11 protein-coding genes and 1 pseudogene are annotated in these 18,015 nt (G+C 40.3%); all 12 read left to right on the forward strand.

Features of this window, described 5'->3' with window-relative positions:
- Window positions 1-5: 5 nt before the first annotated feature.
- Complete coding sequence (locus EAF07_RS00165; RefSeq protein ID WP_121834285.1) at window positions 6-845, forward strand: SDR family oxidoreductase; 840 nt, start codon at window positions 6-8, stop codon at window positions 843-845.
- A gap of 105 nt (window positions 846-950) precedes the next feature.
- Entirely contained in the window at window positions 951-2,477 is a 1,527-nt protein-coding gene (locus tag EAF07_RS00170; protein ID WP_121834286.1) for a beta-glucuronidase, read from the forward strand.
- A gap of 119 nt (window positions 2,478-2,596) precedes the next feature.
- Entirely contained in the window at window positions 2,597-3,400 is an 804-nt protein-coding gene (locus EAF07_RS00175; protein WP_121834287.1) for an HAD family hydrolase, read from the forward strand.
- A 9-nt stretch (window positions 3,401-3,409) separates the two neighbouring features.
- On the forward strand, window positions 3,410-5,197 hold the full coding sequence (locus tag EAF07_RS00180; protein WP_121834288.1) for a glycoside hydrolase family 3 protein: 1,788 nt from the start codon (window positions 3,410-3,412) through the stop codon (window positions 5,195-5,197).
- A gap of 204 nt (window positions 5,198-5,401) precedes the next feature.
- A complete protein-coding gene (locus EAF07_RS00185; RefSeq protein ID WP_121834289.1) occupies window positions 5,402-5,944 on the forward strand; it encodes a DUF805 domain-containing protein in 543 nt (180 codons plus the stop codon).
- Between the two features lie 84 nt (window positions 5,945-6,028).
- Window positions 6,029-7,987 (forward strand): NAD-dependent DNA ligase LigA, encoded by a 1,959-nt coding sequence (gene ligA, locus EAF07_RS00190; RefSeq protein WP_121834290.1) that lies wholly within the window; start codon window positions 6,029-6,031, stop codon window positions 7,985-7,987.
- 19 nt (window positions 7,988-8,006) lie between these two features.
- Window positions 8,007-9,029, forward strand: coding sequence for a diacylglycerol kinase family lipid kinase (locus EAF07_RS00195; protein WP_121834291.1), 1,023 nt, complete (start codon window positions 8,007-8,009; stop codon window positions 9,027-9,029).
- Window positions 9,030-9,032: 3 nt separating this feature from the next.
- Window positions 9,033-11,240 carry a type I pullulanase gene (pulA, locus tag EAF07_RS00200; RefSeq protein ID WP_121834534.1) on the forward strand — a complete coding sequence of 736 codons (2,208 nt, stop codon included), beginning with the start codon at window positions 9,033-9,035 and terminating at the stop codon, window positions 11,238-11,240.
- Window positions 11,241-11,505: 265 nt separating this feature from the next.
- A complete protein-coding gene (gene glgB / locus EAF07_RS00205) occupies window positions 11,506-13,365 on the forward strand; it encodes a 1,4-alpha-glucan branching protein GlgB (protein WP_121834292.1) in 1,860 nt (619 codons plus the stop codon).
- Between the two features lie 631 nt (window positions 13,366-13,996).
- A pseudogene (locus tag EAF07_RS00210) lies at window positions 13,997-15,136 on the forward strand (glucose-1-phosphate adenylyltransferase).
- Window positions 15,126-16,259: a glucose-1-phosphate adenylyltransferase subunit GlgD gene (gene glgD, locus EAF07_RS00215; protein ID WP_121834293.1), complete on the forward strand. Its 1,134-nt coding sequence runs from the start codon at window positions 15,126-15,128 to the stop codon at window positions 16,257-16,259. Before EAF07_RS00210 ends, glgD begins: the two are co-directional and overlap by 11 nt.
- Window positions 16,256-17,686 carry a glycogen synthase GlgA gene (gene glgA / locus EAF07_RS00220; RefSeq protein ID WP_121834294.1) on the forward strand — a complete coding sequence of 477 codons (1,431 nt, stop codon included), beginning with the start codon at window positions 16,256-16,258 and terminating at the stop codon, window positions 17,684-17,686. The genes glgD and glgA overlap by 4 nt, the downstream gene beginning before the upstream one ends.
- Window positions 17,687-18,015 lie beyond the last annotated feature (329 nt).

Raw genomic sequence — 18,015 nt, forward strand, 5'->3', positions numbered from 1 at the left:
ATGTTATGTCTAAAGTGATTGAATTTAAAGATAAGGTCGTTGTTGTAACAGGAGCTGGTGGTGTGCTTTGTGGCTTCTTTGCTAAAGAATTTGCCAAAGCTGGCGCTAAAGTTGCTCTGCTTGACCTTAACCAAGAAGCGGCCCAAAAATTTGCAGATGAGATTACTGCTGAAGGAGGTATAGCTAAAGCCTATAAAGCTAACGTCCTTGAGAAAGACAACTTGGAAGAAGTGCGTAAAGCTGTGCTTGCAGACCTTGGTCCAACAGATATTCTGATTAACGGTGCCGGCGGAAACAATCCAAAAGCAACAACGGATAATGAATTTCATGCTACAGACTTGCCAGAAGGAACAAAAACATTTTTTGATTTAGATAAGTCTGGAATTGAATTTGTTTTCAATCTCAATTACCTTGGAACGCTTTTACCAACACAAGTATTTGCACAAGATATGGTTGGACGCCCTGGCGCAAACATCATCAATATTTCAAGTATGAATGCTTACACACCATTGACAAAAATTCCAGCTTACTCAGGAGCAAAAGCTGCAATTTCTAACTTTACCCAATGGTTAGCGGTTCACTTCTCGCAAGTTGGTATTCGTTGCAATGCCATTGCACCAGGTTTCTTAGTAAGTAATCAAAATCGCGCTCTGCTATTTAATGAAGATGGCACACCATCAGCCCGTGCGGAGAAAATTTTGCGCAATACACCAATGGGACGTTTCGGAGAAGCAGAAGAATTGGTTGGAGGAATCTTCTTCTTGGCTGATGAAAATCTTGCTAGTTTTGTGAATGGGGTTGTTCTACCAATTGATGGAGGCTTCTCCGCTTATTCAGGAGTGTAATATTTTAGGATAACTTATCCGCTGTTAGAGTGGGAAATAACAATGAACATATTCAGTTGTTTTTCTCGCTCTTTTTTTACAATACAAAATGAAAGGGGTTCCATCATGGGAACAATTACGCTTAAGTCAAACAGTCTAAAAAAACTCCGAGATATCAACCCACGCTTAGTCTCTTATAATGTTGAGTTTGCAGAGGTAACAGGTGGAACCTTTTGGAAAGCTTATTCTGACAAACAGATTACTGGCGAAGAAGAATTTTACGTAGAGCCATCAGAAGATGGCATTGCAGCCATGTACAAGGATTTAATGCAAGTTTATCAGCCTATCAATTTATACGATGAAAAACTTCGTTATCTCTCTAAAGAGCTAGGACAGGCTTGGGTTCGTGTTTCTGGTACTTGGTCTACTAAAACCTATTATGATTTTGAAGGGCAGTATCAGGGAGAAGTTCCGAAAGGCTATCTCAATGTTCTAACTAAGGATCAGTGGATTGGCGTTCTTGATTTTGTGAAATCCATCAACGGCAAACTTATGATTTCAATGGCAAATTGTCCAGGATTACATGCAGCCGAAGAACCTTGGCATCCTGCAGAGGCTGAGAAAATCTTTTCACTCAGTCAATCTTATGGTGTACCTATTGAGGCTGTTGAATTTGCTAATGAGCCTAACATGTTAGAAGATACAGGTTTTCCAGAAGGCTACACTGCACAGCATTATCGTCGTGACCAAGATATTTTCTTTAGTTGGTTGGAGGTTAATTACCCAGATTGTTTAAAGGTCGGTCCAAGCACTACTGGTGGAGACAATGTTGTTTTTGGTAAAAAAGATGAGCAAGGGGCAGGTGGTATTGAGCAAGTTGCACGCCAAATAGTTAATTGCTCTGATTTGATGGAAGGCACTCAAGTACCACTCGATATCTTTTCATACCATTATTACAATGGTGTTTCTGAACGTTTGGCTTCAGTTATACCTAGTGGGCATTGGTCACCTGAGGAGGCACTCACTGAAGATTATCTTGAAGTTGCTTCTGATTTTTGTAGGACCTACCTTCCTTTAAGAGATAGATATGTCCCTAATGCAGAAATGTGGGTCACTGAATCTGGAGATGCTGGTGGTGGTGGCAATACTTGGGCTTCGACTTTCTTAGATGTTTTCCGTACTCTTAATGAATTAGGGACTTTTTCTACTCTTACAAATGGTGTTATTTTCCATAACACTTTGGCATCATCTGATTATGGCTACCTTGCACGTGAGGTGTTTGATCCTCGTCCAAACTATTTTGCTGTTCTTCTTTGGAACCGATTGATGGGGACAGAAGTTTTTGATAGTGGTTTTGAGATTCAAGAAGGGGCACATATTTTTGCACATTCGAGAAAAGATGGTAGACAAGGTAAAGCTTACCTTATTATCAATAATTCAGAAGTCAATGATACGGTTATTAAGCTGGACAAAGAAGCGGAGCTTTATTTACTAGAAGGTGAGAACAAGGACAAACGTGCAAGGCGAATGACTTTAAATGGTAAGGTTTTAGAATTAACATCAGAAAATCAATTACCAGAAATTGTAGCTAATAAAGTGGAAGCTGGAGAAATTGTTATCCCCAAAACCTCTTGTGCATTTATCATACTTTAAATATCGGGTTAAAGGTCATATGACTTTTAACCTTTTTTATCTAATGTTTTATATTGACAGCGTTTTCTTGTTTTGATATAATTAAATCATCGGATGATTTATAGTTCAGGAGGGATTTGATGTCAAGTAAATTAAAGACTGTTGTTTTTTGTGTAGATTCTGATGGTTGTGCAATGGATACCATGACTTATAAGCACCAGCTTTTTTTTGGTCCGATTGCAGCGGATGTTTTTGAGGTGAAAGACAGAGATGCCTTTTTAACAGAGTGGGATCGTGTTAACCTTTTTTCTAAAACGAGAGGTGTCAACCGTTTTGTTGGACTTGTTATGGGACTTGAATTTGCAGGTGTTGGAAATATTGAACACTTGAAACAATGGGTAGAGACGACGAGTTCGCTTTCAAATGCTAGCTTAGAAGCAGTACTTTCTCAAAATCCATCAGATGATTTGAAAAAAGCTTTAGAATGGTCTAATGAAGTCAATCGTCAAATCAAATCCTATGAGGGTGAAGTTTTGGCATTTGAAGGTACTCTTGCAGGCTTACAAAAATTACACGCATTAGGTCGTGTTTTTGTGGTTAGCTCAGCTAATAAGGAAGCAGTTGAAGAAGAGTGGGTTGAACAGGGCTTAATGCCTCATATTGATGATTTGTATTGTCAGGATCGTGGCAAGAAAGAGGATGTGATTGCTGAACTCATCAACCAAGGATATGATCCAAGTCGCATGATGATGATTGGGGATTCTCCGGGAGATTTGGCGGCCGCTGAACAAAATGGCGTTGCGTTTTATCCGATTCTTGTTGGAAAAGAAGCTGAGTCTTGGAAACTTTTAGCTGATGAAGTAGCAGATGCTTTTGCTGAAGGTAAATTGACATCTGTAGACCAAGAAATGTATCATTCTAATTTTTGGAGTAATTTAGCATAGGAGAATATCATGACACATTTAGTAGATTTAACAAAAAAACCTTATAACTTAGATGAAAAAGCTATTGCATGGGTGGAAGAAACCATTGCGAATATGACCTTGGATGAAAAAATTGGTCAGCTCTTTGTCAATATGGGGGGATTACGTACCGAAGAATATTTGACGGGTGTGCTTAATGACTATAAGATTGGGGCAGTACGTTATGCACCTGGACCTGCAGCAGATATTTGGGACCAAAACTACATTTTACAGACCAAGTCAAAAATTCCATTGCTTATCGCAGCGAACACGGAGTCTGGTGGTAATGGTGCGGTAACAGATGGGACAAAAATTGGTGATGAAGTGAAAATTGCTGCCGCTAATGATTCGAAGTACGCTTACGAACTTGGTCGTATTGCAGGACTTGAAGCCTCAGCGGTTGGTTGCAATGCGTCGTTTGCACCAATTATGGACTTGAGTAGAAACTGGCGTAATCCTATTATTGCTAACCGTACTTGGGGGGCAGATGTTGAGCAAGTGTTGACACTTTCTAAAGAATACATGCGTGGTATCATGGAACATGGTATTATGCCGTTTGCCAAACATTTCCCAGGTGACGGTATTGATGAGCGTGATCATCACCTTTCTTATGCGGCAAATCCGATGACCAAAGCAGAGTGGATGGAAACCTTTGGACGTATTTATGGTGAAATGGCAGAAGCGGGACTTCCAGGAATCATGGCTGGGCATATTCACTTGCCTAATGTTGAAAAGGAAATGCACCCAGAACGTGACTTGGATGACACGCTTCCTGCCTCACTCAATAAAACGCTTCTTGATGAACTTTTGCGTGGTGAACTTGGTTACAATGGAGCAATCGTCACAGATGCCTCGCACATGGTTGGAATGACAGCTTCTTTACCACGTCGTGAACTATTACCTACAGCCATTGAAGCAGGCTGTGACCTCTTCTTATTCTTCAATGATCCTGATGAAGATTTGCAGTGGATGAAAGAAGGCTATGAAAATGGTTTGTTGACAGATGAACGCCTTCATGATGCTCTTCGTCGTACACTAGGTCTCAAGGCAAAATTGGGGCTTCATACCTTTGAAGGTCATCGTGAAGATATCATGCTTCCAAAGGAAGAAGCGTTGGCATTGATTGGTACTGATGAAGCTAAGACGATTGCTGCAGAGGTTTCTGATAAAGCGATTACGCTTGTTAAAGCAAAACAAGAAGGCATTTTCCCAGTGACCCCAGAACGCTACAAACGTATCTTGTTAGTGGAAGTGGACGGCTATAAAGGTGGCTTTGGAGCCCTAATTAACTCAGGTAAAAAACGGGCATCAGATACGCTTAAAGAGCTTCTTGAAGCGCGTGAACATGAGGTTTCTATCTGGGAAAATACTGAAGAACGCATCAAAAAATTGCCAGAAGAAGAACGTCCAGCAGCCATTCAAAATGTTTATGCATCTAAACGCCCTATTTCACAAATCACTGACAACTATGATTTGATTATCAACCTTGTGGATGTCAATTCTGGTGGAACAACACAACGTATCATTTGGCCAGCTGCTAAAGGAACGCCAGATCAGCCATTCTATGTTCACGAAGTCCCAACCATTGTTGTTTCAGTGCAACATCCATTTGCCCTTGCAGATATGCCACAAGTTGGCACTTACATCAATGCTTACGATGGCATGCCAAGTACAATGGAAGCCTTGGTTAAGAAATTATCAGGGGAATCAGACTTTATAGGAGTATCGCCAGTTGATGCTTATTGTGGCTTGATTGACACACACATTTGGAGAAAATAGACTTCTAACAAGCTCTCATATTGATGGGGGCTTTTTAAAAACTTTTTACGATTTTACCAGTGAAGATTTTAAATATTAGCTATTTTAAACATGATTAGGAGAATAATGTTTTTATATGTTGGTATGTCATTTTATTCAATAGTAGGAGCATAATTTTTATAAATATGTTACAATAATGATTATTACTTGTAAAAGGAGAATACGATGTTTCAAGCTTATAAAAAGTATTGGTTAAATTATGCGAATTTTGAAGGAAAATCAAGCCGTGCAGATTTTTGGTGGGTTGTTTTGTGCAACACCTTGATTAGCTTACCGTTTTATTTAATTGGTTTCTTTTTATTCTTTTTTAATATGCTTAGTGTTATTGCTTCAGATCCTGTAACCTACGAATACATGTCTGATGAAGAGGCTGCGGCTTTTGTGTTAGAGATGTTCGGTTCAACCTTGCCAATCGTGGTTGTTTTTGTGATTTGGGGTCTGGCTATTTTGATTCCTAACTTGGCGCTAGAAGTTCGTCGCTATCGTGATGCTGGACTGAGTTGGGCTTTTATCTTTCTTAACTTAGGTGCTTTCGCTTTTGTTGTACCATTTTTTGGATGGTTGATTTCATTAGGATGTCAGATTGCCCGTTTGGTTCTTTTAGTTCAACCTAGTAAGGCGGATTTTGGAAATTCCTCACCAAAAGAAGATGCTTTTCAAACTGAAAACAGCAAAGATGCTTCGCTTTCAAACGTTTTTGAAGACTAAGAAGACTAATAAGGATTGTAACTCACTCTTTAAAATTGGAGTGAGTTTTTGTTTTCTTGTGTTAAATTATGGTAAAATAATAGTATGATAAATCGAATGAAACAGTTGGTTGAAGATCTCAACCGCTATGCCAAAGAATACTATACCAATGATGCTCCGAGTATCTCAGATAGCGAGTATGACAAACTCTATCGTGAGCTTGTTCAACTTGAAGAAGAGCATCCTGAGTTGATTTTGCCAGATAGTCCGACGCATCGTGTCGGAGGACGTGTCTTGGAAGGGTTTGAAAAGTTTGAGCATGAGTATCCGCTTTTCTCTCTTCAAGATGCTTTTTTGCGTGAAGAATTAGATGAATTTGATAGACGAATTAAGGCGGAATTTCCACAAGCTTCTTATTTAGCAGAGCTAAAAATTGATGGTCTGTCTCTTTCTTTGACCTATGTTGGTGGTGTTTTGCAGGTGGCTGCGACACGTGGTGATGGTAGTGTTGGTGAAAATATCACTGAAAATGTTAAGCGAATTAAGGATGTTCCTTTGACCTTGCCTAATGGTGAGACACTGACTGTTCGAGGTGAGGCTTATTTGCCGCGCGCCGCCTTTGCCAAAATTAACCAAGAACGTCAAGAAAATGGTGAATCTGAATTTGCCAATCCTCGAAATGCAGCCGCTGGAACCTTGCGTCAGTTGGACACAGCGGTCGTGGCGAAACGTAATCTTGCGACCTTTATCTATCAAGAAGCGGGTGAAACGACTTTCGAAACGCAAGAGGCCGTACTTGAGGGCTTTGAAGCCTTAGGTTTTGTGGTCAACCCACGTCGTCTTGTCACGTCGTCAATGGATGAGATTTGGGACTTTATCCAAGAAATCCAAGCAGAGCGCGATCATCTTGCCTATGATATTGATGGCATTGTGATTAAGGTGAACAGCCTTGCTATGCAGGAAGAATTAGGGTTTACTGTAAAAGCACCTCGTTGGGCAGTTGCCTATAAGTTTCCGGCTGAGGAAAAAGAGGCAGAGCTTCTTTCTGTGGATTGGCAGGTTGGTCGTACAGGAGTGATTACGCCGACAGCCAATCTCAGGCCAGTTCAATTAGCGGGGACAACGGTTTCTCGTGCGACTCTGCATAATGTTGATTACATTGCGGAAAAAGATATCCGAATTGGAGACACTGTCATTGTTTATAAGGCAGGGGATATTATTCCAGCAGTGTTAAGAGTAGTAGAAGGCAAGCGTACCAATCAAGAACCTATGGTTATCCCAAGCGCCTGCCCATCTTGTCAATCAGAATTAGTGCATTATGAAGATGAGGTTGCACTTCGTTGTATCAATCCGTTGTGCCCGAGTCAAGTGCAACGACGTTTAGAACATTTTGCGAGTCGTGATGCCATGAATATTGCTGGCCTAGGAAGTTCTATCGTTGAAAAATTGTTTAAGGCTAATCTCATTCATGATGTGGCAGATATTTACCGCTTGACGGTGGAGGATTTGCTGACTTTGGAAGGATTTAAAGAAAAATCAGCTGAGAAACTGTTTACAGCCATTCAAGCTTCTAAGACCAATTCAGCTGAGAAATTGCTCTTTGGATTGGGCATTCGTCATGTCGGTGCCAAAGCCTCAAAACTCCTTTTGGAAGTGTTTGGACACGTGACAGCCTTAGCAGAAGCAGATGAAGAAGCAATTGCCAAGATTGAAGGTCTGGGGGGCGTTATTGCTAAAAGCCTGCGCAGCTATTTTGATAAAAAGGAGAGCAAGACGCTTATCGAAGAACTAGCCAGTTACGGTGTCAACCTCTCTTATCTCGGTAAAAAAGTGGCACAAGATGCAGCCCTTTCAGGAATGACCGTCGTCTTGACTGGAAAATTAGAACAGATGGGACGCAAAGAAGCCAAGGAAAAATTGGAAAATCTGGGCGCTAAAGTAACAGGTTCGGTATCCAAGAAAACAGATTTAGTTGTGGCTGGTAGCGACGCAGGAAGCAAACTAACAAAGGCTCAAGACTTAGGCATCAGGATAGAAGATGAGGCTTGGTTGCTAGACTTATAGAAATAGAAAATGTGATGATATGGTAAAACAGCGTAAACGTGCCCGTTTGATTTACAATCCAACATCTGGGCAAGAAATTATGAAGAAAAATGTGGCTGAAGTTCTCAATATCTTAGAAGGTTTCGGCTATGAAACATCAGCTTTTCAGACAACTGCTGAAAAAAATTCAGCCATGGATGAAGCGACTCGTGCTGGTCTCATGGGCTTTGATTTGGTCATCGCAGCAGGTGGTGACGGCACGATCAATGAAGTGGTCAATGGTATTGCACCTCTTGAAAACCGCCCTGCCATGGCCATTATTCCAACTGGAACGACAAATGATTTTGCTCGAGCCTTAAAAATTCCACGCGGCAATCCAATTGAAGCAGCTAAAATGATTGGTAAAAATCAAACCATTGCAATGGATGTTGGTCGTGCCTACGGAGAACGGTATTTTATCAATATTGCAGCAGCGGGAAGTCTTAGTGAATTAACTTACAGTGTCCCAAGTCAATTAAAAACCATGTTTGGTTACTTAGCTTATTTGGCTAAAGGTGTTGAATTATTACCGCAGATACGCAATGTTCCTGTCAAAATCACACATGATGGTGGCGTGTTTGAGGGTGAAGTGTCAATGATTTTTGCTGCCATTACCAATTCGGTCGGTGGCTTTGAGCAAATTGCGCCTGACGCCAAATTAGATGATGGTAATTTTACATTGATTTTAGTCAAAACAGCCAATCTGATGGAAATTTTACACTTAACCCGCTTGGTTTTAGATGGTGGTAAACATATCACCGATAAACGTGTGGAGTATATCAAAACGAGCTACATCAAGATTGAGCCACAGAGCACTAAGCGAATGATGATTAACCTAGATGGTGAGTATGGTGGGGATGCTCCAATTACCTTAGAAAACCTCAAAAATCATATCACCTTCTTTGCCAATACAGATGATATTGCAGATGATGCTCTTGTCTCTGAAGATGACAGAGAGCGTGAAGCATTTGCCCAACGATTTACACATGAAATTGATGACTTTGAAAAGGAGAGTAACCAGTAGATGATGTTAGACAATGCGACAATTGTCCACTTTCATAGTCAGGAGGAAAATTACTTTGACCTTAGAGTGTGGCAATGGCAGATAGGTGGTCTTGGGCATGAGGCTTATTTTAACCTTTTTGATAGCTTTGGTGTCAAGGCGACATTGATTTATCCTGCGCCGCATTTTCTTGGAGAAGTTGGTGTTCTGGTCATGAAAAAAGACTGGTCTGCAAAGACCAAGGACTACCACGTTCAGCGTCATTACGGAGTTGATAAGACCGAAGTTTGGCTGGTAGACGGCGATGATACCGTCTATTATTCACGTCAGGCAGCAGTAGCTAGTCCTCACTATGGAAGGCGTCAAGCGCATGCTTTTGATATGGGAACCAATAGCAGAGCTTTTGATAAAAAATGGGGCTTCGATGGTTGGCTTGGCTTTAACTACCAGCAAGAGGCAACAGAGTTTAGACTTTGGGCACCAACGGCAGAATTAGTGGAATTGGTTCTCTATTCATCGACCAATCAAGATGCCAGTGTTGCACAAGTCTATCCTATGCGCCGTGGAGAGCAATACAATCCAGAAAAACATACTGAAAATACTCATGGTGTCTGGTACCTAAACCTCTCAGGGGATTACAATTACACAGCTTATAGTTACCGTGTTCATTACCGCAGACGGACATTTAGAGACAGCCGTGACCCTTATAGCATTGCCACAACAGCAGATGGTAAGCGCTCAATTGTTATTTCCAATGAAGACTTGAGACCGCAAGGTTTCAGAGTGACACACGGTGAAAAGGCGCCGTGGCGACTATCAAATCCAAACCAAGCCGTCATTTGTGAGATGCATATCCGCGATTTTACAAAATCTGAAACCTCAGGTGTTGACGAGGATAAACGTGGGAAATTCCTTGGTGCCATTCAGACAGGGACAAAAAATGCTTTTGGAGACGCCACAGGTTTTGATTATATCAAGCACATGGGCTATAATTACATCCAACTTCAACCTGTATTTGACCACCATCAGACCATTTTGGAAGATGGAAGCTATGCTTATAACTGGGGTTATGATCCTGAAAATTATAATGTTCCAGAGGCAAGTTTTACCTCTAATCCCGAAGAACCTGCAACACGTATTTTAGAATTAAAAGAGCTGATTCAGGCTTATCATGAAGCAGGGATAGGTGTGATTTTAGATGTGGTTTACAACCATACCTATGCCACGCAAGATTCCGTTTTTCAATTAGTTGTTCCTGATTATTATTATCGGATGAATGCAGATGGCTCTTTTCAAAATGGCTCTGGTTGTGGCAATGAAACGGCTTCTGAGAAGGAAATGTTCCGTAAGTACATAATTGATTCCTTGACTTATTGGGTTACAGAGTATGGTGTTGATGGCTTTCGTTTTGATTTGATGGGGCTTCATGATGTGGAAACTATGAATGCCATTCGCTCAGCAATGGACAAAATTGATCCTAACATTCTTCTTTATGGAGAAGGTTGGGATATGGGCGTTGGGCTGATGCCAGAGGATAAGGCGAAAAAGGAAAATGCTTGGCAGATGCCAAGAATTGGCTTTTTCAATGATGATGCCCGAGATGCCATTAAAGGTGCAGAAGTTTATGGCTATTTTGAAAGAGGATTTGTTTCTGGCGAGGCCACAGAGGATGTGCTTGCTAAGGCATTTTTAGGCAGTGATGAATTAAATCATTACCTAAGCCCTAGTCAAGTGGTGAATTATGTCGAAGCACACGATAATTATAATCTTAACGATTTGATGTGGCATCTTCATCCCTATGATGATTTAGAAACGCATAAAAAAAGAATAGCGCTTGCTAGTGAAATGAACCTCACCTTGCAAGGTATTTGCTTTATGCAATTGGGTCAAGAATTCATGAGAACGAAACTTTATCCAACAGGGGAAAATGGTGAACTCACTCAAGAAGATAGAGAGCGAGCGATGAATTCTTATAATGCCCCTGATGAAGTGAATCAAGTGGATTGGAACCTTGTGACTGAGCATGCGGATTTAGTCGCTAAAATTCGTCTTTTTATTTCCGAAAAACGTGAAAATATGATTTTTTCAATTGATGAATTTCCGAAAGTTCGTGAATTAGTTTTTGTAGAGCGTGCGGTACCTGGTAGTGGTCACCTGGTTGTTCGCTACGGAGATGAGAAGCATACCTCTCTAAAACTTAACAATATTGAAAAAGTTTTGGAAATTTCATGACAAATAAAATAAAATATGGTAAACTTATTTTAAAGCGTTTTCTTGATAGAAAATGTGTACATTGAAATGGGGATAATCTTAATACGTTAAGATTATCCCCATTTTTTGATCTATTCAACAATTTATAATATAGTCGAATGAATTAGTTTTAAGACAAAGAACTGAAATGCAGACAGTACTTGAGTATGGCAAGTCGAAAGTGACGATGTATTAAAGTTAATGTATATGACTATAAATGTATCAATTTTCAGGATTGGGGGTATTTATGGACGATAAAGATAGGCTTTATCAGTTTGGTATGGGAGAAAATTTTCATGCTCAGCATTATTTCGGTGCCCATCCTAAGGGAGAGGGGTACCAATTTAGAGTATGGGCACCCAATGCCAGAGATATTGCCGTTATCGGTGATTTTACAAACTGGACTGCTCAGCCTTTTTCTTTAGAAAAAAATGAAGCAGGTGTCTGGGAAGGCGTTATCCCAGAAGCAAAGACTGGTCAACTCTATAAATATCTGGTGACACGGCACAACGGTCAACAGGTTGAAAAATTGGATCCATTTGCGTATTACCTTGAAGATCGTCCGAGTACAGCGGCGATTTTAAGACCATTTTCAGAACACAAGTGGAAAGATGGTCTTTGGATGGGAAGACGGAAACGCTTTGGCTTTAAGAAACGCCCGGTCACTATTTATGAGGTGCATGCTTCATCTTGGAAGAAAGGGATGACCTTCAAAGACCTCACTCGTGAGTTAATTCCTTATTTGGCTAAGATGAATTATACGCATGTTGAGTTTATGCCACTGATGGCTCACCCTCTAGGAGCATCGTGGGGCTATCAATTAATGGGGTATTTTGCTTTTGAGCATACCTACGGGACACCAGAGGAATTCCAAGAGTTTGTCGATACCTGTCATCAACATAATATCGGCGTTATCGTCGACTGGGTTCCAGGGCATTTCACTCAAAATGATGATGCTTTAGCTTATTTTGATGGGACACCGACTTTTGAGTATCAGGATTCTGATCGTGCGAAAAATGTACGATGGGGAGCCTTGAATTTTGACCTCGGAAAAAATCAAGTTCAGTCCTTCTTAATCTCCTCAGCCCTCTTTTGGGTCGAGCATTACCACATTGATGGTATTCGTGTAGATGCTGTTTCCAACATGCTTTACAGAGATTATGATGAAGGACCTTGGACACCAAATGTTTATGGTGGCAATCGTAATTTAGAGGGGTATGATTTCCTTCGTCGTCTTAATGGTATCATGAAAGACAGACATCCAGATGTGATGATGATTGCTGAAGAATCAACAGCAGCAACGCCAATCACCAAGGATTTAGAAGAAGATGGCCTCGGATTTGATTATAAATGGAATATGGGATGGATGAATGATATTCTTCGTTTCTATGAAAGTGATCCCATCTATCGCCAATACGATTTTAATCTTGTCACCTTTAGCTTCATGTACTGTTTTAACGAACGGTTTGTCCTACCATTTTCACATGACGAAGTGGTTCATGGGAAAAAATCTTTAATGCATAAAATGTGGGGAGATCGTTATAATCAATTTGCAGGTTTGCGAAACCTTCTCGCCTATCAAATTTGTCATCCTGGTAAGAAACTGCTCTTCATGGGATCAGAGTTTGGACAATTTTTGGAATGGAAATGTGATCACCAATTAGAATGGCAAAATCTCTCCGAAGAAGATCAACTGAACCAGAAAATGCAAGATTTCACCAGCCACCTGAATCAGTTCTATAAAAATCACAAAGCACTTTGGCAAAATGATGAAACCTATGATGGCTTGGAAATCATCGATGCCGATAATACCGCAGAGACGGTACTGAGCTTTATTCGCAAAGATGATAAGGGTGATATCCTTGTCTGCGTCTTTAATATGACTCCAGTCGAACGTCAAAACTTTACGATAGGAGTGCCCTATGCAGGTATTTATGAAGAAGTTCTCAACACCGAAATGGAAACCTTTGGAGGTGTTTGGAAGGAGCATAATCCGCAAATGAGAACACAAGCTCATCAGTGGAAAAATTATCAAAATACACTTAGTTTCACCCTACCAGCTTTAGGGGCTAGTATCTGGAAGATTAAGCGTAAGTTGAAAAAATAATAGTTTTGGGTGATATTGTGTTTTAGCTTTAAAATAGTAAACTCGTTTAAGATAAAATGTCTCAGTCACAATGAATTCCTCTTCAATATATGGTTGTTTTATAATATTTTATTGCTGGTATTTTCTGCAATCATTACGAGCGACGAAGTCGCCACAACTAGCACTTTCCGCAGTGGTGATTACTCTAAAACTAATAAGTTTCAGCTTGAGCTTAGAAACCAGAGAGCGAAGGAGACCTAGGCTTGCCAAGAAGGAATGGAACTCTGTAGGAGGGGAGGTTCTGACACTGACTTCGTCAGCTTCATTTCCCACCTCAAAAGGTCTCCTAGACCTTAACGATTGAGACGAACTTCGTTCGCCTTATTCCCCACCTCAAAAGGTCTCTTAGACCTTTTGAGCGCCCCACACCACATTAGGAGAAGTGCTGACAAAAATACTAAATAAAAGCTAATTGACTTTAACTTTTGTTAGAAGGAATTCTGTGAAGAAATATCACTTTCGTCGCTCCATTTAGATTATGACGACAGTTGTCGTTATAGCTAAAGGTCAACTTGTAGAGATTAGTGATGTGATATTAAAAAATATCAGCAAAATCTCTTGAATATTACTTTCATTTAAGGAAGGAAACAATATGAAAAATGAAATGTTAGCTTTAATTCTTGCCGGTGGGCAAGGTACTCGTCTTGGTAAGTTGACTCAAAGTATTGCTAAGCCTGCTGTGCAATTTGGTGGTCGCTACCGCATTATTGATTTTGCTTTGTCAAATTGTGCCAATTCAGGGATTAATAATGTCGGTGTTATCACGCAATACCAACCCCTTGCACTTAATAGCCATATCGGAAATGGTTCTTCATGAGGGTTAGATGGTATTGATAGTGGAGCAACCATCTTGCAACCGTACTCAGCTACAGAAGGTAACCGTTGGTTTCTAGGTACCAGCCATGCCATTTATCAAAATATTGACTATATTGATAGCATTAATCCAGAATACGTTCTGATTTTATCTGGTGACCATATTTATAAAATGGACTACGATGACATGCTCCAAACGCATAAAGATAACCAAGCAAGCCTAACGGTTGCGGTTATCGATGTGCCGCTCAAAGAAGCAAGCCGTTTTGGTATCATGAATACCGATACTAACGATCGTATCGTTGAATTTGAAGAAAAACCTGCTAATCCAAAATCAACCAAAGCTTCTATGGGTATTTACATTTTCACCTGGGATAAACTCCGTAAAATGTTAGTAGACGCTGAAAAGAATGACGTGGATATGTCAGACTTCGGTCAAAATGTTATCCCAGCTTATCTTGATCAAGGTGAGGCTGTTTATACTTACAACTTTGCTGGTTATTGGAAAGATGTGGGTACCATCGAATCACTTTGGGAAGCGAATATGGAGTATATCGGTGAAGATAACGAGCTCAATAGCCGTGACCGTTCTTGGAAAATCTATTCTAAAAACCATATTGCACCACCAAACTTCCTTGCAGATACCGCTAATGTCAAAGACAGTCTCGTTGTAGACGGTTGCTTTGTGGCGGGTGATGTTGACCATTCAATCTTGTCAACAAATGTTAAAGTTGAAGAAGGTGCAGTGGTTAAAGATAGTTTTATCATGAGTGGTGTAACGATAAAAGCTGGTGCTAAGATTACACGTGCCATTATTGGTGAAGGCGCAGTGATTAGTGAAAATGTTGAAATTGATGGAACAGAAGACGTTCAAGTAGTAGGCTACAATGAAGTAGTGGGGGTGCCAAATGAAGATTGATAAATACACAGCTATTTTAGGAAATACTATCGGCTATCCAGATATGGAAAGCTTGACAGCAAATCGTCCATTGGCAAACCTGCCATTTGATGGAAAGTATCGCTTGATTGACTTCCAATTATCAAGCATTGCTAATGCGGGGATTAGAAGTGTCTATGGTATTTTCCGTGGGCAAAATATCCGCTCTATTTTCGACCACATTCGTTCAGGTCGTGAGTGGGGTCTCAATACCCTGCTTAGCCATTATTTCTTAGGATTTTATAATACGAGTGATGAAAGTAAAACCGCTGACGCTGATTACTATGATCAAATTCTGAATTACTTGAAACGCTCTGGCTCAGACCAAACGGTTTACATGTCTTGTGATATTTTAGCTAATATCAATTTAAAACAGGTTCTTCATGTGCATTCAGCCAATAAGCGTGAAATGACTGTTATTTATAAAAAAGTTGCGAAATCAAACCTCTCATCTGACAATGAGTTGCTTGCCATCGATGAAACAGATACGGTTGTTGGGAAAATTTCTGTTGAGAAAAGTGACGAGCCAGTTCCAATGTCAGCAGATATTTATGTGGTGAACACGCCTTACTTGATTGAAAAATTGGAAGAGGAAGCCCAAAAAGAAACCCCTCGTAAAATTCGTTTCGTGCTCCGCGATTTAATTGTAGAAGCTGGCGCTTTAGCCTTCGAACACACAGGATATCTAGCTAACATCACTTCTGTAAAATCATACTATGATGCCAATATGGATATGCTTGACCCACAGAAATTCTATACCCTTTTCTATGGCAATCAAAAAGTTTACACCAAAGTGAAGAATGAAGAATCAACTTACTTTGATGAACAGTCAACAGTATCTAATTCACAATTTGCTTCTGGCTCAATTATTAAAGGAAATGTGAACCGCTCGATTATTTCGCGTTCTTGCCGTGTTGAAGAAGGGGCAACCGTTGCTCACTCAGTAGTTTTCCCTAAAGTAAAAATTGGAGCTGGCGCGACAATTGAGTATGCTATCATTGATAAAAATGTTACCGTACCAGCAGGTGTAACGCTTCGTGGTTCAGCTGAAAAACCACTGGTAATCGCAAAAGGTCGTGAAATCACAGGAGATATTATTCAATGAAAATCATGTTTGTAGCGGCAGAAGGAGCGCCTTTTGCCAAAACAGGTGGTTTGGGAGATGTTATTGGAGCTCTCCCAAAATCCCTTGTTAAAAAAGGGCATGAAGTGGCGGTGGTTTTACCCTATTACGATCTTGTCGCTAATAAATTTTGGAATCAGGTAGAGGATGTTCTCTATTTTTACATCTCTTTAGGATGGCGCCGTCAATACGTTGGCGTTAAACGTATTATCCGAGATGGGGTTACCTTCTATTTTATCGACAATGAACAGTATTTCCACCGTGGAAAAGTTTACGGGGAATGGGATGATGGTGAACGCTTTGCCTTCTTCCAATTAGCAGCCTTAGAACTGATGGAAAAAGTTGCGTTTATTCCTGATGTCCTTCATGTTCACGATTATCATACGGCGATGATTCCTTATCTATTGAAGGAAAAATATCGTTGGATTAATGCCTACAAAGACATTAAAACAGTCTTCACAATCCACAACATTGAATTTCAAGGCCAGTTTGATGCAGGAATGCTTGGGGATCTCTTTGGTGTAGGCGATGAGCGCTATACTGATGGTACTCTACGTTGGAATGACTGTCTTAACTGGATGAAAGCAGCTGTGCTTTACAGTGATCGCGTGACAACTGTTTCACCAAGTTATGCTGAAGAAATTAAAACTCCAGCCTTTGGGAAAGGCTTAGACCAAGTCATGCGGATGGAATCAGGAAAGTTAACAGGTATTGTGAATGGTATTGATACGGAACTCTTTGATCCAGAAACGGACAAACTTATCCCACATCATTTTTCAATCAACGACTTATCTGGTAAAATCAAGAATAAAGTAGCCTTGCAAGAACGCTTAGGTCTGCCTGTCCGTGAAACTGTTCCTGTAATCGGTATGGTTTCTCGCCTCACAGATCAAAAAGGGTTTGATTTAGTGGTCAATGAATTGCATAACCTCCTACAACATGATGTGCAAATCATTTTGCTAGGAACAGGCTATGCGGAGTATGAAAATGCTTTTTCGTGGTTTGGACAAACCTATCCAGATAAGGTTTCTGCCAACATCACTTTTGACCTAGGATTGGCGCAGCAAATTTATGCTAGCTCGGATATTTTCCTCATGCCTTCGGCTTTTGAGCCATGTGGTTTATCACAAATGATGTCCATGCGCTACGGAACATTGCCAATCGTTTCAGAGGTGGGTGGTTTACGTGACACCGTTCAACCTTATAATGCCTATGATAAGACAGGAACAGGCTTTAGCTTTGGAGAGTTTTCTAGCTATTGGATGAGCAAAACGATCGAACTTGCCTTGGATGTTTACTATCATCATCCAGAAGATTGGAAACAGTTGCAAATCAATGCGATGACTAAGGATTTTTCATGGGATACCGCATGTGAAGCCTACCTAGACCTTTATAAAACGCTTAAATAACGAACATTGACATAAAAGCACCTCTCTTAAAAAGACAGCAGGTGCTTTTTTAGATATAATAGCTAGGAAAGTAATCTTTATTGCCAATGTCAGACTTGTTTTGCTAGCCCAAAGGAAAATTTCTGAACTAGTAGCTAATTTTACGGACAGGATATTTGATCGTCTACCTAAGGCTTTCAATTGAGAAATAAGAGTTAAAAAGAGATGTAGTGACAGCTTGACGCAATGGATTTTTTCAAACAGAGATTAAATATAAAGAAGTGATGAAGAATGGTTTTAAACCAATGTCTTCAGCTTCACTATCAAAAGATAATTGATTAGAAAGGGTT

The organism is Streptococcus hillyeri (genome assembly GCF_003686955.1).
Classification (GTDB): Bacteria; Bacillota; Bacilli; order Lactobacillales; family Streptococcaceae; genus Streptococcus; species Streptococcus hillyeri.